The organism is Streptomyces sp. PTL18 (assembly GCF_059510295.1).
The window spans coordinates 278,389-302,092 of sequence record NZ_JCAJZO010000007.1 but is presented as its reverse complement, the minus strand read 5'-3'; the positions used below and the strand labels follow the sequence as shown (position 1 = coordinate 302,092).

At 72.8% G+C, this 23,704-nt stretch carries 18 protein-coding genes; 4 read left to right on the top strand and 14 right to left on the bottom strand.

Translation table 11 applies throughout. The features are described 5' to 3' along the window. The 4 genes from AC5WS8_RS16645 to AC5WS8_RS16630 form a co-directional block, all read right to left on the bottom strand. Nucleotides 1-1,944, bottom strand: coding sequence for an ABC transporter permease (locus AC5WS8_RS16645; protein ID WP_496104159.1), 1,944 nt, complete (start codon nucleotides 1,942-1,944; stop codon nucleotides 1-3). After that, nucleotides 1,944-3,221 carry a quaternary amine ABC transporter ATP-binding protein gene (locus tag AC5WS8_RS16640; protein WP_496104158.1) on the bottom strand — a complete coding sequence of 426 codons (1,278 nt, stop codon included), beginning with the start codon at nucleotides 3,219-3,221 and terminating at the stop codon, nucleotides 1,944-1,946. Before AC5WS8_RS16640 ends, AC5WS8_RS16645 begins: the two co-directional genes overlap by 1 nt. After that, nucleotides 3,221-4,750 (bottom strand): GMC family oxidoreductase, encoded by a 1,530-nt coding sequence (locus tag AC5WS8_RS16635; RefSeq protein WP_496104157.1) that lies wholly within the window; start codon nucleotides 4,748-4,750, stop codon nucleotides 3,221-3,223. Before AC5WS8_RS16635 ends, AC5WS8_RS16640 begins: the two co-directional genes overlap by 1 nt. A gap of 91 nt (nucleotides 4,751-4,841) precedes the next feature. Further along, nucleotides 4,842-6,362, bottom strand: coding sequence for an aldehyde dehydrogenase family protein (locus AC5WS8_RS16630; RefSeq protein ID WP_496104156.1), 1,521 nt, complete (start codon nucleotides 6,360-6,362; stop codon nucleotides 4,842-4,844). 182 nt (nucleotides 6,363-6,544) lie between these two features. On the opposite strand from AC5WS8_RS16630, the gene AC5WS8_RS16625 reads away from it, so the two are divergent. Then, a complete protein-coding gene (locus tag AC5WS8_RS16625) occupies nucleotides 6,545-7,321 on the top strand; it encodes a hypothetical protein (protein WP_496104155.1) in 777 nt (258 codons plus the stop codon). Between the two features lie 87 nt (nucleotides 7,322-7,408). Here AC5WS8_RS16625 and AC5WS8_RS16620 read toward each other — a convergent pair whose 3' ends face one another. From AC5WS8_RS16620 to AC5WS8_RS16600, 5 genes are all read right to left on the bottom strand, one after another. Continuing rightward, a complete protein-coding gene (locus AC5WS8_RS16620) occupies nucleotides 7,409-8,398 on the bottom strand; it encodes a malate dehydrogenase (RefSeq protein WP_496104154.1) in 990 nt (329 codons plus the stop codon). 429 nt (nucleotides 8,399-8,827) lie between these two features. Then, nucleotides 8,828-10,051, bottom strand: coding sequence for a helix-turn-helix domain-containing protein (locus AC5WS8_RS16615; protein ID WP_496104153.1), 1,224 nt, complete (start codon nucleotides 10,049-10,051; stop codon nucleotides 8,828-8,830). Between the two features lie 404 nt (nucleotides 10,052-10,455). Next, on the bottom strand, nucleotides 10,456-11,061 hold the full coding sequence (locus AC5WS8_RS16610) for a helix-turn-helix domain-containing protein (RefSeq protein WP_496104152.1): 606 nt from the start codon (nucleotides 11,059-11,061) through the stop codon (nucleotides 10,456-10,458). Nucleotides 11,062-11,403: 342 nt separating this feature from the next. Next, complete coding sequence (locus tag AC5WS8_RS16605; RefSeq protein WP_496104151.1) at nucleotides 11,404-11,916, bottom strand: DUF3017 domain-containing protein; 513 nt, start codon at nucleotides 11,914-11,916, stop codon at nucleotides 11,404-11,406. After that, complete coding sequence (locus tag AC5WS8_RS16600; RefSeq protein ID WP_496104150.1) at nucleotides 11,906-12,760, bottom strand: bifunctional methylenetetrahydrofolate dehydrogenase/methenyltetrahydrofolate cyclohydrolase; 855 nt, start codon at nucleotides 12,758-12,760, stop codon at nucleotides 11,906-11,908. Before AC5WS8_RS16600 ends, AC5WS8_RS16605 begins: the two co-directional genes overlap by 11 nt. A 271-nt stretch (nucleotides 12,761-13,031) precedes the next feature. Here AC5WS8_RS16600 and AC5WS8_RS16595 point away from each other — a divergent pair, with 271 nt between their 5' ends. Then, nucleotides 13,032-13,718, top strand: a complete 687-nt coding sequence (locus AC5WS8_RS16595) for an RDD family protein (protein ID WP_496104149.1) — start codon at nucleotides 13,032-13,034, stop codon at nucleotides 13,716-13,718. A gap of 360 nt (nucleotides 13,719-14,078) precedes the next feature. Here AC5WS8_RS16595 and purH read toward each other — a convergent pair whose 3' ends face one another. Both purH and purN read right to left on the bottom strand, forming a co-directional pair. Beyond that, nucleotides 14,079-15,641 (bottom strand): bifunctional phosphoribosylaminoimidazolecarboxamide formyltransferase/IMP cyclohydrolase, encoded by a 1,563-nt coding sequence (gene purH, locus AC5WS8_RS16590; RefSeq protein WP_496104148.1) that lies wholly within the window; start codon nucleotides 15,639-15,641, stop codon nucleotides 14,079-14,081. Beyond that, nucleotides 15,638-16,288, bottom strand: coding sequence for a phosphoribosylglycinamide formyltransferase (purN, locus tag AC5WS8_RS16585; RefSeq protein ID WP_496104147.1), 651 nt, complete (start codon nucleotides 16,286-16,288; stop codon nucleotides 15,638-15,640). Before purN ends, purH begins: the two co-directional genes overlap by 4 nt. Nucleotides 16,289-16,652: 364 nt before the next feature. On the opposite strand from purN, the gene AC5WS8_RS16580 reads away from it, so the two are divergent. Continuing rightward, a complete protein-coding gene (locus tag AC5WS8_RS16580; protein WP_496104146.1) occupies nucleotides 16,653-17,432 on the top strand; it encodes a hypothetical protein in 780 nt (259 codons plus the stop codon). Nucleotides 17,433-17,475: 43 nt separating this feature from the next. Here AC5WS8_RS16580 and AC5WS8_RS16575 read toward each other — a convergent pair whose 3' ends face one another. Continuing rightward, nucleotides 17,476-19,008 (bottom strand): cell division protein PerM, encoded by a 1,533-nt coding sequence (locus AC5WS8_RS16575; RefSeq protein ID WP_496104145.1) that lies wholly within the window; start codon nucleotides 19,006-19,008, stop codon nucleotides 17,476-17,478. 104 nt (nucleotides 19,009-19,112) lie between these two features. On the opposite strand from AC5WS8_RS16575, the gene AC5WS8_RS16570 reads away from it, so the two are divergent. Continuing rightward, complete coding sequence (locus AC5WS8_RS16570; RefSeq protein ID WP_496104144.1) at nucleotides 19,113-19,919, top strand: sigma factor-like helix-turn-helix DNA-binding protein; 807 nt, start codon at nucleotides 19,113-19,115, stop codon at nucleotides 19,917-19,919. A gap of 88 nt (nucleotides 19,920-20,007) precedes the next feature. Here the strand turns inward: AC5WS8_RS16570 and sucD are convergent, their stop codons facing one another. Both sucD and sucC read right to left on the bottom strand, forming a co-directional pair. Next, on the bottom strand, nucleotides 20,008-20,892 hold the full coding sequence (gene sucD / locus AC5WS8_RS16565) for a succinate--CoA ligase subunit alpha (RefSeq protein WP_496104143.1): 885 nt from the start codon (nucleotides 20,890-20,892) through the stop codon (nucleotides 20,008-20,010). Nucleotides 20,893-20,912: 20 nt separating this feature from the next. Beyond that, complete coding sequence (gene sucC, locus AC5WS8_RS16560; RefSeq protein ID WP_496104142.1) at nucleotides 20,913-22,094, bottom strand: ADP-forming succinate--CoA ligase subunit beta; 1,182 nt, start codon at nucleotides 22,092-22,094, stop codon at nucleotides 20,913-20,915. Between the last annotated feature and the right edge of the window lie 1,610 nt (nucleotides 22,095-23,704).

The following is a 23,704-nucleotide window of genomic DNA, read 5'->3' as shown; positions in this document are numbered from 1 at the left end:
TCACGCTCCCTTCGTCGCGCGTCGCTCGGTCGGCTGGGTCACCCGGTCGAGCATCAGTCCGAGGCAGACGATCGCGATCCCGGCCACCAGACCGGTCGCCAGGTCGCCCTGGGCGAGGCCGAAGACGACGTTGTAACCGAGCGCGCCGCCGCCGACCAGGCCGCCGATGATGACGACGGCGAGGACCAGGACGACGCCCTGGTTGACGGCGAGCAGCAGGGCCGGGCGGGCGAGCGGAAGCTGCACCTGGCGCAACTGCTGCCCACTGGTCGCGCCGAGCGAGCGGGCCGACTCCAGCGCCGCCGGGTCCACCTGGCGCAGGCCCTGCGCGGTGATCCGGACGACCGCCGGAAGGGCGTAGACGATGGCTGCGGCGACGGCGGGGGCCCGCCCGACGCCGAACAGCGCGACGACCGGGATCAGGTACACGAACTGCGGCATCGTCTGGAAGACGTCCAGGACCGGGCGCAGCAGCTTCTCGAAGCGGTCGCTGCGGGCCGCCGCGATGCCGGTGGCGAAGCCCACGACGAGAGTGACGGCGACGGCTGCCAGCACCTGGGACAGCGTGTTCAGGGACGGCTTCCACACGCCGAGCACGCCGATCGCGGCCATCGCGAGGACGGCGGTCAGCGCCGTGCGCCAGGTGCCGATCAGCCAGGCCAGGGCCGCGACGATCAGCAGCACCGACCACCAGGGCAGCCACTGCAGACCGGAGCGGACCGGGTCCAGGACCCAGGTGGTGAAGCGGCCCGCCCACTCGGCGGTGCCGCCGACGACCGGGACCCCGGAGTACAGGTGTGCGGTCATCCAGTCGACGGCGCGGTTGACGGGCTCGGCGATGTTCGCCGTCCAGCCCGTGGGCCAGTCGAGGCGGCTCGTCAGGTGCGCGGCCAGGGCCACGGCGGCGGTCGCCAGGGCCGCGTAGGCCCAGGGACGGGCGCTGCGCTGCTCCTGTCCGATCCGGTTGCCCGCAGCCGAGGTCACGCGGTCCAGGACGACGGCCAGCAGCACGATCGGGATGCCCGCCGCCAGCGCGGCGCCCACGTCGACCGACGCCAGCGCCTGGTAGACGCGGTCGCCGAGGCCGCCGGCGCCGATCACGGAGGCGATGACCGCCATGGACAGCGCCATCATGATCGTCTGGTTGAGGCCGAGCAGAAGCTCCTTGCGGGCGAGTGGGATCCGGGCGGTCAGCAGGCGCTGTGGTGCGGTGGCGCCGAGGGAGTCGACCGCTTCCAGCACCTCCTTGTCGGCACCGCGCAGGCCGAGGGCGGTCAGACGGGCCATCGGCGGGGCGGCGTAGACGACCGTGGCGAGGACGGCGGCGGGGACACCGATGCCGAAGACCAGGACGACGGGGAGGAGGTACGCGAACGCCGGCAGCACCTGCATGGTGTCCAGGACCGGGCGCAGTGCGCGGTCCACGCGGTCGGACAGACCGGCGCCCAGGCCGAGCAGCGCGCCGACGACGACCGAGGCGAGGACCGCGACCACCATGAGGGCGAGGGTCTGCATGGTCGCCACCCACATGCCGAGCACACCGCAGGCGAGGAACGCCGCGGCTGCGCCGAGGGCGAGGCGCACGCCCGCCGCACGCCAGGCGACCAGGGCCGCCGCGACCGTCACGCCCGGCCAGCCCGCGGCGAGGAGGACGAGGTAGACGGCGCGCACGGAGATCACGACGGCGTTGCTGATGTAGCCGAAGAAGTAGAGGAACAGCGGGTGGCTGTCCCGGTTGTCGATGATCCAGTCGCTGGCCGCGGTGAGGGGCTTGGAGAGGTCGACGGTGAGGGCACTCGGCCAACTGGCCTCGGGCCAGCGGGAGTACGCCAACGGCGCGAGGACCGCGGCGACGACCGCGAGCACCAGGAGTTTGCGGGCGGCACGGGTCTTGAGGAAGCCGGGCAGCAGCGCGCGAGGGGCGCCGACGGTGATCGTGGCCATCAGGCGTCCCCCTTGCCGGTGCCGAGCGGGGGACGGTGCGCCGGTTCCTGCTTGCCCGGGGCCTCCGTCACATCCGACTTGGTGCGCGCGGAGGTACCCGCCTCGCCCTCCTGCGCCGCCAGGGCGGCACGCTTGCCCGCGGTCACGGCGGCCATCCCGGCCGCGGACTTCCTGGCCCGAGCCGTCACGGCCGACGTCTCCCCGCTCGTCGCGCTCCCGGCCGGCGTCTCCTGACCCGCCTCGACCCCGGCGACCACGCCGAGCAGCGCGTCGGAGTCCACCAGGCCCACGCAGCGGCCGTGTTCGACCACCCGGGCCGGGGCGCCCGCCCGGGCCACGGCCTCGATCGCCTCGGACACCGTGGCGTCCGGCGACACGGCCGGGCCGCTGCCCGCCTCCTCCAGGGAGGCGTCGCGCATCGCGCTGCGAACGGTCATGACCTGTTCGCGGGGGACGTCGCGGACGAACTCGCGGACGTAGTCGTCGGCCGGGGAACCCACGATCTCCTCGGGCGTACCCAGCTGCACCACGCGGCCGTCGCGCATCAGGGCGATGCGGTCGCCCAGCTTGAGGGCCTCGTTGAGGTCGTGCGTGATGAAGACCATCGTGCGGCCCTCCTCGCGGTGCAGCCGGACCACCTCCTCCTGCATGTCGCGCCGGATCAGCGGGTCGAGCGCGCTGAACGGCTCGTCGAACAGGAGCACCTCGGGGTCGACGGCGAGCGCCCGGGCGAGCCCGACGCGCTGCCGCTGGCCGCCCGAGAGCTGGCCGGGGCGGCGGTGCTCCATGCCCTCCAGGCCGACCTTCGCGACGACCTCGGCGGCCTTCTCACGGCGTGCGGACCTGCTCATGCCCTGGATTTCCAGGCCGTAGGCCACGTTGTCGAGGACCGTGCGGTGCGGCAGCAGGCCGAAGTGCTGGAACACCATCGCCGCCCGGTGGCGGCGCAGTTCACGCAGCCGGGACCTGTCCATGGCGCGGACGTCCTCGCCGTCGATGACGATCGTCCCCGCGGTCGGTTCGATGAGACGGGTCAGGCAGCGCACCAGCGTCGACTTGCCGGAGCCGGACAGGCCCATCACGACGAAGACCTCGCCCTTGCGGACGTCGAAGCTCACATCGCGCACGGCGGCCGTGCAGCCGGTGCGTTCGCGCAGCTCGGCGGGGCTCAGCGCGCCGAGCTCCGGGTCGGTGGGGACGCGGTCCGCCTTGGGTCCGAAGACCTTCCACAGGCCGTCCACGGAGAAGACCGGTGTGCTCGAAACCGGAGTGCTCATCACGCACCGCCCCCGATCAGGTCGGCGGCCTTCTCCCCGACCATCAGCACCCCGATCATCGGGTTGACGGCGGTCATGGTCGGGAAGACGGACGCGTCGGCTATACGGATGCCGTCCAGGCCGCGGATGCGCAGCTCGGGGTCGACCACGGCGAGGTCGTCGGTCTCGGCGCCCATGCGGCAGGTACCTGCCGGGTGGTACACGGTGTGGGCGACCTTGCGGGCGTACTCGCTCAGCTCCTCGTCACCGGTGACGTCCGGGCCGGGGCACACCTCCCGCTTCAGCCAGCCCGCCAGCGGCTCGGTCTTCGCGATCTCCCGGGCGATGCGGATGCCGTCGACGAGGGTGCGGCCGTCGTAGTCGTCCTCGTCGGTGAAGTAGCGGAAGTCCAGCGCCGGCTTGACGGACGGGTCCGGGCTGGTGAGGTACAGCCGGCCGCGGCTCTTCGGCTTGGGGATGTTCGGGGTCATCGACACGCCGAACTCCGGCCGCTCGTAGCCGAGCCGCTCCGGGTTGTCGGTGAAGGGGATCTGGTAGAAGTGGAACATCAGGTCGGGGCCCGCGTGTCCGGGGTCGCGGCGCACGAACAGGCCCGCGTCGGAGTCCATCGCGGAGTTGTCCGGGATCGGGCCGTGCGTCTCCCACACGATGACCGACTCGGGGTGGTCGAGCAGGTTCCCGCCGACACCCGGCAGGTCGTGCACCACCGGGATGCCGAGCTGCTCCAGGTCCGCCTTCGGGCCTATCCCGGAGTGCAGCAGCAGCCGCGGGGAGTCGACGGCACCGGCGCACAGCACGACCTCGCGCCGGGCCCGTACGAGGATCTCCTCGCCCTGCTCGGTGCGCACGTGCACGCCCCGGGCGCGGGTGCCGTCCATGTCCAGCCGGTACGCCCAGGTCTCGAGAAGGATCGTGAGGTTCTGGCGCTCGTCCATCACCGGGTGCAGGTACGCCACCGACGCGCTGGAGCGCTTGTTGTCCTCCGGGTGATAGGCGAGGTCGAAGAAGCCGACGCCCTCGGTGAACGGCTTCTTGTTGAAGCCCTCGACGCGCGGCACACCGAGCGCCTCCCGCGCCGCCGCCACGAAGTCACGGGCGACGGCGTTCCGGTCCTTCTCGTCGACCGGGACGATGTTGTTCTTCAGGCGGGCGTAGTACGCCTCCATCGGGACGGCGCCCCAGCCCTCGGCGCCGGCCGCCTCCCACTCGTCCCAGTCGGACGGCAGCGGCTTGAAGGCGATGAGGGTGTTGTGCGAGGAGCAGCCGCCGAGGACACGGGCGCGGCTGTGCCGGATGTGGGAGTTGCCGCGCGGCTGTTCGGTGGTCGGGTAGTCGTAGTCGAGTTCGCCGCCGAGCAGGCCCATCCAGCGGCGCAGGGTGAGGACGTCGTCGCGGCCGACGTCGCTCGGGCCGCCCTCGATGACGGCGACGGTGACGTCCGGGTTCTCGGTGAGGCGGGAGGCGATGACGGAACCTGCGGTTCCGCCGCCGATGACGACGTAGTCGTACTCGTGGGTGGTCTCGGGCATGGGCGTCGTGCTCCAGGGATACGGAAGGCGGGGGGAGTGGGAGTGGGGAGCGGGTGGGGCGGGACCGGCCGCCGGGCTGGACGGGCGGGGCTCAGCCCGTGAACCACCGCACCGGCCTGGGGGCGAGGTTCTGGTACACGTGCTTGGTCTCGCGGTACTCGGCGAGCCCGGCGGGGCCGAGTTCGCGCCCGATGCCGCTCTTGCCGAAGCCGCCCCACTCCGCCTGCGGGAGGTAGGGGTGGAAGTCGTTGATCCAGACGGTGCCGTGGCGCAGCCGGCCGGCGACGCGGCGGGCCCGGCCGGCGTCGGCGGTCCACACGGCGCCGGCGAGGCCGTACTCGGTGTCGTTGGCGAGGGCGACCGCCTCGTCCTCGGTGCGGAAGGTCTCGACGGTCAGGACGGGCCCGAAGACCTCCTCGCGGACGACCTTCATCTCCCGGTGGCAGCGGTCGAGGACGGTCGGCTCGTAGAAGTAGCCGGTGGCGGGCCGGATCTCGCCGGGCTCGGGCCGCCTGCCGCCGCAGCGCAGCACCGCGCCCTCGGCGAGCGCGGAGGCGACGTACGCCTCGGTCTTCGCGCGCTGCTGCTCGGAGACGAGGGGGCCGCACTCGACGCCCTTCTCGGTGCCGCGGCCGAGCCTGATCCGCTCGGCGCGGCGGGCGAGTTCCGCGACGAAGCGGTCGCGGACCGATTCCTCGACGATGAGGCGGGCGCCCGCCGAGCAGACCTGGCCGCTGTGGATGAAGGCGGCGTTGAGAGCCTGGTCGACGGCGGTGTCGAAGCCCTCCTCGGTGGCGCAGGCGTCGGCGAAGACCACGTTGGGGTTCTTGCCGCCGAGTTCCAGGGCGATCTTCTTGACGCCCGCGGCGGCGGCCTGGGCGACCTTCGTGCCGCTGACCAGGCCGCCGGTGAAGGAGACGAGGTCGACTCCGGGGTGCTCGGCGAGCCGGGCGCCGACGGAGTGCCCGGGCCCGGTCACGATGTTCGCGACCCCGTCGGGGAGGCCGGCCTCGGCCAGCAGCTCGATCAGCGCGATCGTCGTCATCGGGGTGATCTCGCTCGGCTTGACCACGAAGGTGTTGCCGGCCGCGAGAGCCGGGGCGATCTTCCAGCTGGCCTGGAGGAGCGGGTAGTTCCAGGGCGTGATCAACGTGCAGACGCCGACGGGTTCGTGTACGACCACGCTGTGGATGTCGGGTGATCCGGCGTCGACCACCCGACCGGCCCCCTCGGCGGCGACCATGTTCGCGAAGTGGCGGAAGGCGTCCGCGACGCAGTCGATGTCGACGCGGCCCTCCTCGACGGTCTTGCCGGCGTCCCTGCTCTCCAGCAGGCCCAGCTCTTCACGATCGCGTACGAGAAGATCGGCGACGCGGTGCAGCAGTGCGGCGCGCTCCGCGACGGGCGTGTGCGGCCACGGCCCCTCGTCGAAGGCGCGGCGCGCGGCCTCCACCGCCGCGTCGGCGTCCCGTTCGTCACCCTCCGCCACCAGGGCGAACGGCGTGGCATCCGCCGGATCGAGGACCTCGCGCACGGCGCCGGAGAGGGCCGTGCGCCACTCCCCTGCCACGTGGATCGTCTGCTCTGCCTGCCGTGCCTGCTGTCCGGCCATGATCGGTACTGCCTTCCGTTCCTGTGCGGTACCCCCGTGACACACCGGTGTCACTCGGGGCCGGATGCGCACCTGCCCCCCGCTCGTCGATGCATGCGGGCGCCACGCCGGAAAGTGCGGAGCGTCACTAAAAATGCGGCTGAAAAGGGTGAAAAGTACGCTGAGCCACTGGAGGTGACGTAATGTCCCGAACCCCTGGCTTCGCGATCGCTACGAGCGCCGTGTCGATGGCGCTGCTGTTGCCCCCGATGTTGTTCTCTCCTCCGGCGAGCGCCGCCGCCCCCGCCCGGACCGGAGGCAACCAGAGCCCGCAGCAGCTGGCCGCGCAGGCGGAGCGGAGCCTGCGGAACGCCGCGTCCGTCCGGCTCCTCTACGAGGACCGCAGCGCGACGGCGACGTCGAGCAACCGTCTGCCGACGTCGATGGACCTCGCCCTGGACCGGGCCGGCAACTGCGCCGGCACGATGACGCTGGGCGGACACGGCGGCACCGTGCAGGTCGTCAAACGGGGCATCGACGTGTGGCTGAAGCCGGACGCGGCGTTCTGGAAGGCGGAGTACCCCGGACGGCGGGGCGTCGGCCTGGCCTCGACGTTCAGCGACCGGTACATCCACGGCTCGACGTCCAGCAACCTGCTGGCGGGCCTCACGAGCAGCTGTGACCTGCGTGAGCTCCAGCAGGTCGCGAAGGTCTCCGTACCCTCGTCCCTGAAGGAGGGGCTGGCGACGAGCCTGAACGGCACCCGGGTGGTGCCCCTGTCCTTCCGGGTGAACGGCTTCACCTCGACGCTGTACGTCACCACGGGCCAGGCGCACCGCCTCTACCGGGCGGCCCAGAAGGGACCCGGCACGGATCTGAGCCTGACCTTCACGGGCTACAACGTGCCGGTGCCGAAGACGATCCCGCCCGCCGACCGGACGGTGGACATCGCACGGGTGCCGCAGCCGTCGCAGAGCTGACGGTGCGGACGGGGCGCCCGGGCACGAAGAACGGGCCCCGCTCCGGAGGGAACCGGAACGGGGCCCGTGGCGCAGGGCGCCGACGTCTCAGATGAGGCCGAGGCCGCGGACCGCCTCGCGCTCCTCCTCCAGCTCCTTGACGGAGGCGTCGATGCGGGCGCGGGAGAACTCGTTGATCTCCAGGCCCTGGACGATCTCGTACTTGCCGTCCTTGCAGGTGACCGGGAAGGAGGAGATCAGGCCCTCCGGGACGCCGTAGGAGCCGTCCGACGGGATGCCCATGGAGACCCAGTCGCCCTCGGCGGTGCCGTTGACCCAGGAGTGGACGTGGTCGATGGCGGCGTTGGCGGCGGAGGCGGCCGACGAGGCGCCACGGGCCTCGATGATCGCGGCGCCACGCTTGGCTACGGTCGGGATGAAGTCCTCGGCGAGCCACTTCTCGTCGTTGACGACCTCGGCGGCGTTCTTGCCGGCGACGGTGGCGTGGAAGATGTCCGGGTACTGGGTGGCGGAGTGGTTGCCCCAGATGGTCAGGCGCTTGATGTCGGCGACCGTGGAACCGGTCTTCTTCGCGAGCTGGGTCAGCGCGCGGTTGTGGTCCAGACGGGTCATCGCGGTGAAGCGCTCCGCCGGTACGTCCGGCGCGGCGGCCTGGGCGATCAGCGCGTTGGTGTTGGCCGGGTTGCCGACGACCAGGATCTTGACGTCGTCCGCGGCGTGGTCGTTGATGGCCTTGCCCTGCGGCTTGAAGATCCCGCCGTTGGCCTCGAGGAGGTCACCGCGCTCCATGCCCTTCGTGCGGGGGCGGGCGCCGACGAGGAGGGCCACGTTGGTGCCGTCGAAGGCCACGTTCGGGTCGTCCGTGATGTCGATGCCCTGCAGGAGCGGGAACGCGCAGTCGTCCAGCTCCATGGCCGTGCCCTCGGCGGCCTTCAGGGCCGGGGTGATCTCCAGGAGGCGCAGCTTGACCGGCACGTCCGCGCCGAGCAGCTGGCCGGAGGCGATGCGGAAGAGCAGTGCGTAGCCGATCTGGCCGGCCGCGCCGGTGACGGTGACGTTCACGGGAGTGCGGGTCATGGCGTTCTCCGTATGACAGCTGGCGGTGGGGCGTCGTCGCCCCGGGGTGGGGGATCCCCGTCACCGGCGCGGGGCCGGCGCCCGCCGCGATGATCGATCACGGGTACGAATGATCGATCTCTTGGCGTCAAGAGAGATCCAGCCGTCAGGCTATCGCGCATCCGGGATCCCGGACGGCCGGGTCCGTGTGGCCCGGCCCACAACCCTCATGAGGCGGCGGCCGCCTGCTCGATGAGGGGGCTGAGCAGCGGCCGCCGTGGGGGGAACGTCCGGCCGGAAGGGGTGTCGGCCTTCCGGCGCTGCCGGACTCCCGTGGGGGTGTACGGTCCGCTTGCCCCGCGACGGCAGGCTCATGCGCCTCCTGGCGTGATTCCTTTCGGCGAGGGACGCACGGCACTCCTGTGCGCGCCCCCCGCAGTCGCGGCCGCGCTACTTCGTGCACCCCTGCTGCCCCGACGCCAGCGTCACACACGCCTTCGCCGCGGCCCCGCCCGTCACGGCCACCATCGGCGTGTACGCGTCGGTGTCGCCGGCGGTGGTGACCGAGCCGGTCTGCTTCTTCGCCCCGGCCGCGGACACCTCGACCGCGTCGCCCTGTGCCGCCCGGGTGATCCGGGCCCAGGCGGCGCCGCAGGTCCTGCTGTAGCGGACCTCGACGAGGGTGGTGCCGACGGTGACGCCGGTGCTGGTGGCGGCCCGCGTGCCGCCGCAGCCCATGCTCTCCGGGTCCTTGCCGGTACAGCCGGCGCCGGCGCACCTGACGCCGGGCGGCAGGTCGGCGTCCGGGCTCGGCGTGGCCGCGGACGGCGTGGGAGCGGCGGCCCTCTTGTCGTTGCCGCCGGTGAGGTGGAAGGCGGCCGCGATCAGCAGGAGCGTCCCGAGGAGGCCCACCACGAACATGGTCCACTGCCGCTTGCGGTGCGTCTTGCCGGTACCGCCGCCGTCCGGGCGGGTGCCGGAGAGGGCCGGGCCGTGCGATCCGGACGCGTTCGGTGCGGGGCCTTGCGCGGGGGGCGCTGTGGGAGCCGGCGAGTGGGCGGCGGGCGCCGTCGCCGGGCGCCCGTCGGCTCCCGGCGGTCCCTTGAACCCGGCGAGTCCCCAGGAGTTGCCGCCCGCCGGGCGGGCGCCCGGCGAACCGGGGCCCACCGAACCGCCGCGCGCCGCACCGGAGTCGCGCGCCGCGTCCGCGGTCTGCTCGGGAGTCGGCTGTGGCGGCACCGCCGGGGAGACCCCGGCAGGGCCCGCGACACCCGGCGTCACCGTGGCGCCGCGGGCCGCTCTGCCGTTACGGCTCTGGTTCTCGGTGGCCGCCCCGAACTCGCCGAGCGCGGCGCGCGCCTGGGAGATACGGATGGCCTCCATGGTTCTGTCGTGGCGCATCTCCGCCCGGCTCCAGGCCCGTTCGGCCAGCTCCCACATGGTGGTCAGATGGACGGGAGGCGTGCCGGTCACCTCGGCCAGTGCGACGATCGCGCCCTTCGGTGCGAGCAGCCGGCCGTTCAGATACCGCTCCCAGGACGTCCTGCTGTAGCCGGTGCGGTCGGCCACGGCGGAGACGCTGAGACCGGTGCGGTCCACCAGCCGCCGCAGCTGTGACGCGAACTCCTTGACCTGTGGATCGAGTTCCTCGGGCAAGGCCTTCCAACGAGGCATTGCTTCCCCCTCTTTGCCCCGGTACATCCTGTTGTTCCCCCGCGTGCGGGCCCGCCGCCGGTCCCCGTTGTGGCTACCCGGACCCGACGCGCGTGGTCGGGCCTCCCCTCACGAAGTGGGGGGCGTACGGAGGCAGTCGGACGGGAGCGAGCGCCGTCGCACGCCCCGCAGGTCTCCGGACCAGCGCCCACCCCCTGTTCGTACGGCCGAACACAGCGCGCGGTTCGCCGCGCGGGACGCCCCGGACCGTCCCGATTGGACACGTTAGCCGCCATGTGGCGACGGTTCGCGGTCCGTGCGCGAACTTGTCCACAGATCGACACAACGGGGACACAGCGGAGACCTCGGCGGACACATCGGAGAAGGACTGGAACGACAGGCCCAGATGCCTCGGTGGACTCCCTTCACCCGAGGGTCACGGCGCCGACGACGGCCACGACGAGCAGCACCAGGAGGCCGACGGACGCGGCGAGAAGGAGCCGTCGGCCGGCGGGCCGGGGCTCGGGGTCCTCCTCGAGCCGCTCCCACCACGGAATCGTCGGCTCCTCTTCGTACTGCCCCGGGGCGGGAGCGGGCGCCGGACCTCCGGCGGGGACGGGAGCGCAGATCGGACCCCCCGCGGGGACGGGAGCAGCGGCCGGGCCACCGGCCGAAGGGGACGCAGGCGGCGCGCCCCCCGCCGGGGCGGGCACAGGTGCGGCGCCGCCCGCCGACGCGGGAGCGGTGGCGGGCTGCCGGGGCCAGACGCGCACCGCCAGCTCCCAGCGCACACCGAAGCGTTCGGTCTCCCCCGCCTCGAGCCCCGCGACCCGGCACAGCGCCGTGACCGCCTGGCGGGGCGGCGGCTGGGTGGCGCTGAGGTAGCGGTGCCAGGAGGACTTGCTGTACGCGGTGCGGGCGCCCAGGGCGACGAGGCTCAGCCCGGTGCGGTCCTTCAGGAGCCGCAGTTGCTCCACGAAGTGCCGTACCTCCGGCGGCAGATCGGCCGGCAGCGGCTGCCAGGCGCCCATCACTCACCCCTCCGCGTCACCCGGTCGAAAAGCGTGTTTCCGTTCGATTGACGATGTCGGGGGCGGGACCGGTTCCGTTGCGGAGCGCGGACACCGCAGCGGAATAGTCACTTCCGTGCCACAGCGAACTCCCAGGCGTTGAACAGCTTCCGCATGTACATGAGGGTGTTTCCGGCGCCCGGTTCCGGACGGGGGTGGGAACCGGGCGCCGCTCGGGGCCACTCGGGCCGCTCGAGGCCGGACGACGGACCGTCCGCGTACGGACCGTTCGGACACGGACGGCCCAGGCACGGACCGTTCAGGCACCGGTCACCGACTACCGATCGCTGACGTTCCGACCACTCAGGCACGGACCGTGAAGTGCAGCGTGTCGTCCAGGAACGGTATCTCCAGCCAGGGGTGGGGCTGCGCCATCAGCGCGAGCAGCACGATGGCCGCGCCCAGGACGCCGTACGTGATCATGTCCGTGAAGCGGGACCGCACCGCCAGCATGCCCACGTCGGGCAGCGCCCAGCGCATCACGGCACCGCCCAGCAGCGCGGCGCCGATCAGGACCGTGCCGAAGCGGAACGCGTCCAGCGCGGTCAGCAGCAGTCCGAGGCCGACGGTGGCCAGCACGACGAGGATCGGCCACTGCCGGGCGGGCGCGGGAGCGTCGCGGGGCGCGGCCCTGCCACCGCCCTCGGGCCGCGCCGTGTCGCGCGTGACCCGCGGAAACCGCCGGGTCGCGCGCCGCGGCACACCGTCCGCGTCGCGGGCGCTGACCGAGTCCGTCACCACCGGCTCGGCGTCCGCTTCCCGCTCCCCCGCGGCCCCCTTCTCGGGATCGCCCGCGGGCCTGGCCTCAGCCGACACTGCGCTCCGCCGCCTCGACCACGTTGACGAGCAGCTGGGCACGGGTCATGGGGCCGACACCGCCCGGGTTCGGGGAGATCCAGCCGGCCACCTCGGCCACGTCCGGGTGGACGTCACCGACGATCTTCCCCTCGGCATTGCGCGAGACACCGACGTCCAGGACGGCGGCGCCCGGCTTCACGTCCTCGGCGCGGACCAGGTGCGCCGAGCCGGCCGCGGCGATGACGATGTCGGCGCGCTTCAGGTGGGCGGACAGGTCACGGGTGCCGGTGTGGCACTGGGTGACGGTGGCGTTCTCGCTGCGCCGGGTCAGCAGCAGCGGCATCGGGCGGCCGATGGTCACGCCCCGGCCGACGACCACGACCTCCGCGCCCTTGATCTCGACGCCGTGGCGGCGCAGCAGGGTGAGGATGCCGTTGGGGGTGCAGGGCAGCGGGGCCGGCTCGTTCAGGACGAGACGGCCGAGGTTCATCGGGTGCAGGCCGTCGGCGTCCTTGGCCGGGTCCATCAGCTCCAGGATCCGGTTCTCGTCGATGCCCTTGGGCAGCGGCAGCTGCACGATGTAACCGGTGCAGGCCGGGTCCTCGTTCAGCTCGCGGACGGCCGCCTCGATCTCCTCCTGGGTGGCCGTGGCGGGCAGCTCGCGCTGGATCGACGCGATGCCGACCTCGGCGCAGTCGCGGTGCTTGCCCGCGACGTACTTGCGGCTGCCGGGGTCGTCCCCGACCAGGATCGTGCCGAGGCCGGGCGTGACGCCCTTCTCCTTCAGCGCCGCCACGCGGGCGGTCAGATCGGACTTGATCGCGGCTGCGGTGGCCTTGCCATCGAGAATCTGGGCGGTCATGGTCCCATCCTCGCGGATGACCCGGCCCCGGTTCCAATCCGGGTGGGAACCGGTTCGGCCGGTCGTCGGCGGGCGCGCCCGGACCGGGGTGATCGCGCACATTGCGACTGCACAACACATGTTTCCGGCGACTGGACAAAATATCGCCACTCCTAGAACGATGAGCTGCGCAGTTCTGCGGTTCGTGTTCGGGGGGCAAACCGCTCGGTTCGTGACGTTCCTCCGCGCAATCCGCACCGTCCCCGCCTTGCGTCAACGGAGGAAACCGGCCATGAGTTTCGGCTCGCCCAACAACCCCTACGGACAGCCGCAGAACCCCCAGCAGGGGTACGGCTACCCCCAGCAGGGCCAGCAGTACCCCCAGCAGGGCCAGCAGCCCGGCTACGGCTACCCGCAGACACCGGGCGTGCCGCCGCAGGGCGGCTACGGCTACCCGGAGCAGCAGGGCTACCCGGAGGGCGGCGCCCCCGCGCCCCGGGTCGCGTCGATGGGCCGCCGGCTCGGCGCCCGTCTCATCGACGGCGTCGTCTTCGGCGTCATCTACATGATCCTCGCCGTCGCGGGTGCCGCCGGTGCCGTCGGCGCGGCCAAGAACTGCGACCCGAACGCCGCCGACTACAGCACCTGCATCAACAACGCGAGCTCGGACATCGTGGCCAAGTTCGGCGCCGTGATCGTGATGCTCGCGGTCATCGGACTGCTCTACGAGTGGCTGATGGTCGGCCTGGTGGGACGCACCCTCGGCAAGATGGCCGTCGGCCTGCACGTGGTGAACGCCGAGACGGGCGGGAAGCCGGGCCTGGGCAAGTCGTTCATCCGCTGGATCATCCCGATGGTCGGCTCCATCGCCTGCGGTATAGGCCAGCTCCTGGTCTACCTGTCCCCGTTCTGGGACAAGTCCGGCCGCCAGCAGGGCTGGCACGACAAGGCCGCGGGCACGATGGTCATCCAGAACTGACCACACGCACCCCACCGAGGGCCGTGTCCCACCCCGGGCGGGTGAGGCACGGGCCCTGGCATGTCGGGCCTTCCGCCGCAGCTCGCCGGGGAAAGACGCCAGGTCATGGCCATCACCCAGCCCACCGGCATCGACCCGGGCGAGCAGAAGACCGGCGTCAGCCTCGTCGGGGCCCGGCAAGCCGGGCAGGTACTGGTCTCGCGTCCCTTCCAGCCATGCGGTCGCGGGGCGCTGGAGTACGGAGCAGGCGGCCGGAGGCGGCAAGACCGTGTGGTGCGAACTCCCAGCGGAACATGGGTGATGCCGGGGCCCGTCGGTCGTCGACCGACGGGCCCCGGCATCACCACAACTCACCGCGGCTCAGTGGAAGAAGTGGCGCGTGCCCGTGAAGTACATCGTCACGCCCGCCTTCTGCGCGGCCTCCACGACCAGCTCGTCGCGGATCGAACCGCCGGGCTGCACGATCGCCTTGACGCCCGCGGCGATCAGGATCTCCGGGCCGTCGGGGAACGGGAAGAAGGCGTCCGAGGCGGCGTACGAGCCGCGCGCCCGCTCCTCGCCCGCCCGCTCGACCGCGAGCCTGCAGGAGTCCACCCGGTTGACCTGACCCATGCCCACGCCGACCGAGGCGCCGTCCTTGGCGAGCAGGATCGCGTTGGACTTCACGGCACGGCAGGCCTTCCAGGCGAAGGCCAGCTCCTTCAGCTCCTCCGGGCTCAGCGCCTCACCCGCCGCCAGGGTCCAGTTCGCCGGGTCGTCGCCGTCGGCCTGGAGGCGGTCGGTGACCTGGAGCAGCGCACCGCCGTCGATCTGCTTGATCTCGGCGGGGTTCTCCGGGGCGTTCGGGGCCTTCAGCACGCGGATGTTCTTCTTCTTGGCGAGCGCCTCGAGCGCGCCCTCCTCGTAGTCCGGCGCGACGACGACCTCGGTGAAGATGTCCGCGACCTGCTCGGCCATCTCCCGGCTCACCGGCCGGTTGACGGCGATGACACCGCCGTACGCGGAGACCGGGTCGCAGGCGTGCGCCTTGCGGTGGGCCTCGGCGACGTCCGCGCCGATCGCGATGCCGCAGGGGTTGGCGTGCTTGATGACGGCGACGCACGGCTCGTCGTGGTCGTACGCGGCACGGCGCGCGGCGTCCGTGTCCGTGTAGTTGTTGTACGACATCTCCTTGCCGTGCAGCTGCTCGGCCTCGGCCAGGCCACCGGTGCCGTCGGTGTAGAGGGCGGCGGGCTGGTGCGGGTTCTCGCCGTAGCGCAGGGTGGTGCGGCGTTCGTAGGTCGCGCCGGCGAAGTCGGGGAAGACCGAGTCGTCGGCGGGCGCGTACGAGGAGGCGAACCAGGACGCCACGGCGACGTCGTACGCGGCGGTGTGCTGGAAGGCCTCGGCGGCGAGCCGCTTGCGGGCGGTGAGGTCGAAGCCGCCGTCGCGGACCGCGGCGAGGACGTCGCCGTAGCGCTCCGGGCTGGTGACGACCGCGACGGACGGGTGGTTCTTGGCCGCGGCGCGGACCATCGAGGGGCCGCCGATGTCGATCTGCTCGACGCACTCGTCGGGGGAGGCCCCGGACGCGACGGTCTCGCGGAACGGGTAGAGGTTGACGACGACGAGGTCGAACGGCTCGACGCCCAGCTCGGCGAGCTGCCGCCGGTGGGTCTCGAGGCGCAGGTCGGCGAGGATGCCCGCGTGGACCTTGGGGTGCAGGGTCTTGACCCGGCCGTCCAGGCACTCGGGGAAGCCGGTCAGCTCCTCGACCTTGGTGACGGGCACACCGGCCGCGGAGATCCTCGCCGCGGTGGAGCCGGTGGAGACGAGCTCGACGCCGGCTTCGTGCAGCCCGCGGGCGAGCTCTTCGAGCCCGGTCTTGTCGTAGACGCTGACGAGCGCGCGCCGGACGGGCCGCTGGGTGCTCTCGGCGGTCACTGGATAACTACCTTTCGTCCCTCGATGCGATGGCCTTTGCGGGCGATCCGCCCGACGACCTCGACGAGCAGTCTTCGCTCGACTTCCTTGATGCGCTCGTGCAGAGCGCTCTCGTCGTCCTCGTCCCGGACCTCCACCACGCCCTGCGCGATGATCGGCCCGGTGTCGACGCCGTCGTCGACGAAGTGGACGGTGCAACCGGTGACCTTGGCGCCGTACGCGAGCGCGTCGCGCACCCCGTGGGCCCCGGGAAAACTGGGCAGGAGAGCGGGGTGGGTGTTGATGAACCGCCCGCCGAACCGGGCGAGGAACTCCTTGCCCACGATCTTCATGAACCCGGCCGAGACGACGAGGTCGGGTTCGTGGGACGCGACGGCCTCGGTGAGGGCGGCGTCCCACGCGTCCCGGCTCTCGTAGTCCTTGACCCGGCAGACGAAGGTGGGCAGCCCGGCGCGCTCGGCGCGGGCCAGGCCCTCGATGCCGGTGCGGTCGGCGCCGACGGCCACGACCTCGGCCCCGTAGGCGGCGGGGCCGGCCTCGGCGATGGCGTCGAGAAGTGCCTGCAGGTTGGTGCCGGAACCGGAGACCAGGACGACCAGGCGCTTGGCCGCCGACTCGCTGACGGTCTCGGCCGCGGACTCGGGCACGGCGGGGCCCTTTCTCGGGGAAGTGTGCGTGTGGTCGCTCGGGAGAGCGTTTGTACGGTCGTACGAATGCTTCGCGACCCCGAATACGGGGAAGTCTACGAAGCGGCCGACCGTCAGCAACGATACCGGCACACCAGGAGACCCCCGGGCGACGGGGGCGTGGCCGGACGGTAGCGTCTGGGGAGGAGCCACCTGCAGAAGCGGTCCGGGAAGCGGTCCCAGGCGGGGAACGCCGCACCTGCGCGGGACGTTGACCAGGTGAGGGGGATGCCCACGGCACCGCCTGCCCGGGGCGCACCCGCCGCGCGACGAGCTCCGATGACGAACCGCCCGCCCGTACCACCAAGGGGAAGACGCACACCTGATGCCGGACCGCAGTCTCCGACTCCCTCCGCTGCTGCTGCGCGAGCGGCATCCTTCGCCTGTGCCGCCGCGGGAGAGCGACGGGGCACCGTCCGGGGGCGATGGATCCGTCGAGGACGGCGGAAGGCCGAAGGAGGCACCGGCGGACGACAATCCGTTCGCGCCACCGCCGGAGGGCGTACCGGACCGTCCCTGGCAGCCGCGCCGGCCCGGCGGGGGGCGGGACGACTCCGGTGAGGGCGGCCCTGCGCCCTGGGGCGGCCAGTGGAGCGACCGGCAGCCGGGCCCTGCGACGGGCGGCCGCTTCGGCGAGCGCCCGGGCAGCTCGAGCGGTCCCGGCGGACAGGGCGGCCCGGAGGGTCCCGGCGGCCCGGGGGCGGGACTGCGCTGGGACCCCACGGACCCGGCCCAGCGCCGTGCGCGGTATGCGCTGCTGGGCGGTATGTGGGCGTTCTTCTTCGCGCTGTTCAGCTGGCCGTACGTGGCGCTCCTGCTGGGCGCGCTGTCGCTGTACTGGGGCGTGAGCGCCCTGCGTACCAAGCCCCGCACCCCGGACCGGAACACTCCCGCGCCAGCGGCCCGCCCCCAGACCACGGCCGCGGTCAGCGGCCTGGTCACGGCGTGTCTGGCACTGACGCTGGTGGCCTCCACGTTCGCGGCGCAGCTGGTCTACCGGGACTACTACACGTGCGTCAACGACGCCTTGACGTCAGCGGCGAAGCAGTCCTGCAACGATCTTCTGCCGAAGGACCTGCGGGGCGTCCTGGGGACGAACGGCTGACGCTCCCGGCCGCATGCGCCCGGGTCCGGTGCGGACTCCGCGGTCACGCCTCCTCCGGCGGGGCGGGTGCCGGCTCCGGGTCGTCCGGCAGGAACGGATCCGCCTCGGCCGCCAGCACCTCGTAGGGGAGCAGGTCCGGATCCTCCCAGGCCCCGTCCGCCCGAGCCGCTACCGGTTCGGACGCCGCCGGTACCGGTACGGGCGTCACCGGGGCGGCGACGGGCACCTCGACGCGCTGTTCCTCCGCCCGCCGGACCAACAGCCCCGGGGCCTCGCCCGGCCGCTGCTCCGCTCCCCGCCGAGACCACCACCGCACCACCGTTCCGACCGGCACCCCCACCCCCGCGACCCACCCCGCGGCGGCAGCCCCCACCTGCCACCCCACCGGCCCGAACCGCGCCAACGCCGCCACCCCGAGCGGCCCGCCGGACACCTCCGCGAGCGCTACGAGCAGCACCCCGCACACCAGCGCCGCCCCCACGACACCCGTCACCGTCCGCCCGAGCGACCACGCCACGCCTCGCTCCCGCTTCCGCTCGGCGCGAGCGCCACGCGCCACGAGGCACCCCACCACCACCCCCGCGGCGACCGGCACCACCGCCACCGAGCGGCCCAGCAGCCCGCCCCCGCCTCCGGGTACGGCCTCCAGCAGCGGAAGCGGCGGCAGCAGCGACGGTGCCGTCGCCGGCGACCACGGCCCCATGCCATGCCCCACGCCCAGCAGGAAGCCGGGCCCGAGCGCGTACGCCGCCGCCCAGACCGCCGCGTTCGGCACCAGCGCGACCGCCAGCAGCAGCACCGCTCCGCGCCCTGCCCACCCCTGCGCCATCTGGGGGAACGACGCCCGCACCGCCTCCCCGTGCCACACCAGTGACAGCCCCACGAGCAGCCCGCCCCCGCCGACCAGTACGGCAGCCCCGGCCAGACCGGCCCGTCCGGCGCTGGAGAGCAACGCGTGTTCCGCACGGCGGAGCACGCGCAGCGACCCGAGCGGCCGCCGACACGTCGTCCACACCCCCGCCCCCGCCGACACCACGGTCACCAGCGGCAGGCACACCAGGGTCCACGCCCACGACGGCCGCAGTTCCCCTGCCGAGGCGTACAGCGCCGCCGCCAGACCCACCCCGAGGTAGCCCGCCGCCACGCCGCACCAGGCCGGCCCGGAAGCAGCGACCTGCGGTCCTTCCGCGCCCTCCGGGCCGTCCATGCCGCCCACGGCCGCGCCGTCCGTCACGTCCCGCGCCGCCCGGTACAGCAGCCACACCGGCACCGCGGCGGCCAGCAGCGGTGTGACGCCGACGGGGGCGGGCACCCCGGACAGCGTCTGGGTGCGGAAGAGCACCACACCGTGTGCCAGCAGCCACAACGCGGCCGCCACCCTGAGAGCGCCGTCGGGTCCGTCGTCCGGATACGGGGCACCGATCCACAGCACGATCGCGATCAGGGCGAACACACCGAGCCCCAGCGCGGCGGCAACGGCCCCGCCGAGCAGGCTCACACCCAGCCCGGGCCACCGGTGGCGCGACCGGGCGAGCAGGGACGGCAGCGGGGTGCGGCGGTCGGTCCATGAAGTCACGCCGCCATGCTCCCAACGACACGCGCTTTCCCGGCGTAACCCGTGAAGCGCCGATGTGTCGCTAAAAATACGTTTATGTACTTTTCGGCACGAGGGGCCGCCTCGTGAGGCCGAGCCTGACGCCTCAGCAGGCCTTCGACGCGCTGTACGAGTACTGCGCCCCCGCCCTCGTACGGCAGGCGTACCTGCTCACGGGCCGGCGCGACCTGGCCCGTGCGGCAGTCGAACGCGCCTTCCAGCTGGTGTGGCAGCACTGGCCCGAGGTGGCCGTGGACCGGGATCCCATGAGCTGGGTACGGGCAGCGGTGCACGACCGGGCGCTCTCCCCCTGGCACCGCTTCCGCCTCCACCACCGACGCCCCGAGCCGCCGCCCCCGGGGGCCGCGAACCGCGCCCTGCTGCACGCGCTCCTGAACCTGCCGCCGACCCAACGACGCGCCCTGCTGCTCTACGACGGCCTCGGCCTCGACCTGCCGGACATCGCGGCCGAGAGCGAGGCGAGCACCCCGGCCACCGCGGGCCGTCTGCTGCGCGCCCACGCCACGCTCACCAGACTCGTACCGGACCAGGCCGAACCGGGCGTCCTGCCCCGCCGGCTCGCCGAACTCGCCTCCTCGGAGGCCATCCGGGCCCCCCGGGCCCCATCGGTCCGCTCCGACGGAGAACGCCGCACCCGCCACTGCACCCGCGCGGCGATCGCCCTGACGACGGCGGTCATCGGCGCGACGACCCTGACCCTGCACACAGCCGCCGACCACTACGAAACCCCGGTGGGCCGGGGCGCCCCCGTTCAGGACATTCCCCCGCGCCCGGCGCAGGGCCCCCTGTCCCGGCCGCAGACGGCCCTGCGCGCCCGGCTGATGTCGGCCCCGCACCGGGGGCCGGGCCGGCTGACGCCGCAACCACGCTGACCGGTCGCCCACTGGCGCCGCTCCGGAAAGGCCGGTGGGCCCGCACCCCGAGGGGTGCGGGCCCACCGCGCGTTCAGCCGGGCGGAGTTCAGCCGGCCAGGATCTCCCGCGCGAGCTTCGCGGTCTCCGTCGGCGTCTTGCCCACCTTGACGCCCGCGGCCTCCAGCGCCTCCTTCTTCGCCTGGGCGGTGCCCGACGAACCGGAGACGATGGCGCCCGCGTGACCCATGGTCTTGCCCTCGGGCGCGGTGAAGCCCGCCACGTAGCCGACGACCGGCTTGGTGACGTTCTCCTTGATGAAGGCCGCGGCCCGCTCCTCGGCGTCGCCGCCGATCTCACCGATCATCACGATCAGGTCGGTGTCGGGGTCGTCCTGGAACGCCTTCAGCGCGTCGATGTGGGTGGTGCCGATGATCGGGTCACCGCCGATGCCGACACAGGTGGAGAAGCCGATGTCGCGCAGCTCGTACATCATCTGGTACGTCAGCGTGCCCGACTTCGACACCAGACCGATGCGGCCCGGCTTGGTGATGTCGGCCGGGATGATGCCGGCGTTCGACTGACCGGGGGTGATCAGACCGGGGCAGTTGGGGCCGATGATGCGGGTCTTGTTGCCCTTCTTGCCGGCGTACGCCCAGAAGGACGCCGTGTCGTGCACCGCGACGCCCTCGGTGATGACGACCGCGAGCGGGATCTCGGCGTCGATGGCCTCGACGACCGCGTCCTTGGTGAACTTCTCCGGGACGAAGATGACCGTGACGTCGGCCCCGGTCTTCTCGACGGCCTCCTTGACGGAGCCGAAGACCGGTACCTCGGTGCCGTCGAAGTCGACGCTCTGGCCCGCCTTGCGCGGGTTCACGCCGCCGACGATGTTCGTGCCGGACGCCAGCATGCGGCGGGTGTGCTTCTGACCCTCCGAGCCGGTCATGCCCTGGACGATGACCTTGGATTCCTTGGTGAGGAAGATAGCCATGGTTGTGTTGACCTCGTCCCTTACTTCGCGGCAGCAGCCAGCTCGGCGGCCTTGTCGGCCGCGCCGTCCATGGTGTCCACGCGCTGCACCAGCGGGTGGTTGCGGTCGTCCAGGATCTGGCGACCCAGTTCGGCGTTGTTGCCGTCGAGGCGCACGACCAGCGGCTTGGTGACCTCTTCGCCCTTGGACTCCAGGAGCTCCAGGGCCTGCACGATGCCGTTGGCGACCGCGTCGCAGGCGGTGATGCCACCGAAGACGTTCACGAACACGGACTTGACGTCCGGGTCGCCGAGGATGATCTCCAGGCCGTTCGCCATGACCTCGGCGGAGGCGCCGCCACCGATGTCGAGGAAGTTGGCGGGCTTGACACCCTTGTGCTTCTCACCGGCGTAGGCGACGACGTCGAGGGTGGACATGACCAGACCCGCGCCGTTGCCGATGATGCCGACCTCGCCGTCGAGCTTGACGTAGTTGAGGTTCTTCTCCTTGGCCGCGGCCTCGAGCGGGTTGGCCGCCGCCTTGTCGTGGAGCTCCTCGAACTCGGGGTGGCGGAACTCGGCGTTGTCGTCCAGGGACACCTTGCCGTCGAGGGCGATGACGTCACCGGAGGCGACCTTGGCCAGCGGGTTCACCTCGACGAGCAGGGCGTCCTCCTTGACGAAGACCTCCCACAGGCTGACCAGGACATCGGCGACCTTGTCGGCGACCTCGGCCGGGAACTTGGCCGCGGCCACGATCTCCTCGGCCTTGGCCTTGTCCACACCGTCGATGGCGTCGATCGCGATCTTGGCGACGGCCTCGGGGCGGCTGGCCGCGACCTCCTCGATCTCCACGCCGCCCTCGACGGACGCGATGGAGAGGAAGGTGCGGTTGGCGCGGTCGAGGAGGAAGGAGACGTAGTACTCCTCGAGGATCTCCGGAGCGGTCTCGGCGATCATCACCTTGTGGACCGTGTGGCCCTTGATGTCCATGCCGAGGATGTCCGTCGCGCGGGCGACCGCCTCGTCCGGGGTGGCGGCCAGCTTGACACCGCCGGCCTTGCCGCGGCCACCGACCTTCACCTGCGCCTTGACGACCGACTTGCCGCCCAGCCGCTCGGTGATCTCGCGCGCCGCCTCAGGCGTGTCGATGACTTCACCGGCCAGCACCGGTACACCGTGCTTGGCGAAGAGGTCCCTCGCCTGGTACTCGAACAGGTCCACGCGCTTCCGTCCCTATCAGTGATCTCGCGGTTCGTTGGATGCGTGGGCGTGCCGCGAAGGGCAACGTGACGTCCGCTCTGTGTCACAAGGGAGGCGCACACGGTGTCCGAGCGCGCGGCATGTCCGTCTCGCAGGTTATCGCCGCTCGCCGGGCCTCCATAAATCGAGGGTCACACCTGAGCGGTGATACCTGTCACATGATGCCGAGCTTTCCGGCACTGCGTGCCAGAGGTGAAGGGCCTCTCCGGGCTGGGGTCGACCCGGTGAGGCCCCTTGGACAACCCCCGAAGGGGCCCGGGGCGGCTGATCCCCACCCCAATGGGGACCAGCCGTCCCTTTCCGCGGGGTTCCGGGCGGACGAACCGACGGCTTTCGGTCGTCCGCCTGCGTGAGCCCGCGGAGTCGGTCGCCGCCGTACGTCGGGGCCCGGCCGGGGGGCGCGTCGTACGGCGGCGGTCGGAGGAGGTACGTGGGGCACCGGCCGTGCCTGCAGGGGGCCGGGCGCGAGGGGTCGGACGACCTCCCGGGCGGGTCGGCGACGGCACCGTTCACGGTGCCGGGACCCGTGCCGCCCGGGACCGTGGTGCCGATGCCGGGCGGGGACGGGCGCTGCGCCAACCGGGGAACTCGGGAACGTCCCCGTGCCCGTCCCGGGGCCCCTCCGCGGTGACGATCCCGGTGGCGCCGCGCACGAGCCCGGCCGGCGCCCGGTGGACCGGCGCGACGGCGTGCCCGTCACCATGGCGCCGCGAACCCGCGTCGGCGGCGGGCTGGTCGCCGAACACCCGGCTCGGGTCCCCGTCGGGTACCGGGTGGGGATGCGTGTGCGTGGTCTGTACGGTGTGCGGCGCGCGAGACGCGGACCGCTCCGCCGTCGGACCGGGGCTCCCGGCCGCCCGGGGCCCGTACGCCCCGGTCTCCCGCTGCTGCGCCAGTCGCGGGGTCGCCGTGCCGCCCCTCGGTAGCTGCGATGCGGAGGGCGCGGGCGGGGTGTGCCCCGGGTGTGTCGGCAGACCCGGGGCATCCGAAGCGCCGGGAGGCCCTGGGGGGAGGCCCGGCGGGCCGGGGAGAACAGGCGGGCCGGGGACACCGGGAAGGGACGGTGGCGCCGGCCGCTGCGGGGGCGCGCCCGCCGTCGCCTCGGCCACCGTGTGCACGAGCCCGCCGACCGGCCGTCCCGCTCACCGGCCGCAGGGGACCGTCGGCGACCGGCCGCACCACCTCGTCCGTGTTCGGGCGCGCTCCGGTACCGACGGCCGCTCGGGCATGCCCCGTTGACGGGGTGCCGGCCGACGGAGTGCGGATCGGCGGAGTGCCGGCCGTCGCCGCGCCGATCCGGGGCCCGGCTGCGGCGGGAGCCGCTGAGGCCGTCGGTGTTCCGTCCGCGTACGCCTGCCGCTCGCACAGGAGTCCCAGCGCGAGCACCCCGCCCAGCACCGGCGCCACCTGCAGCGCACGCCGCCCGGCCGCCGTACGCAGCGCGCGCAGTGCGGCCTCGGCGAAGGGCGGTGCGGCCGGCAGGATCAAGACGGGGAGAGCCTCCGTGCGGCGGAACGAGGCGGTACGGAGCGAACACCGCGCACCGCGGACAGCCAAGTGCCGTCGATCCT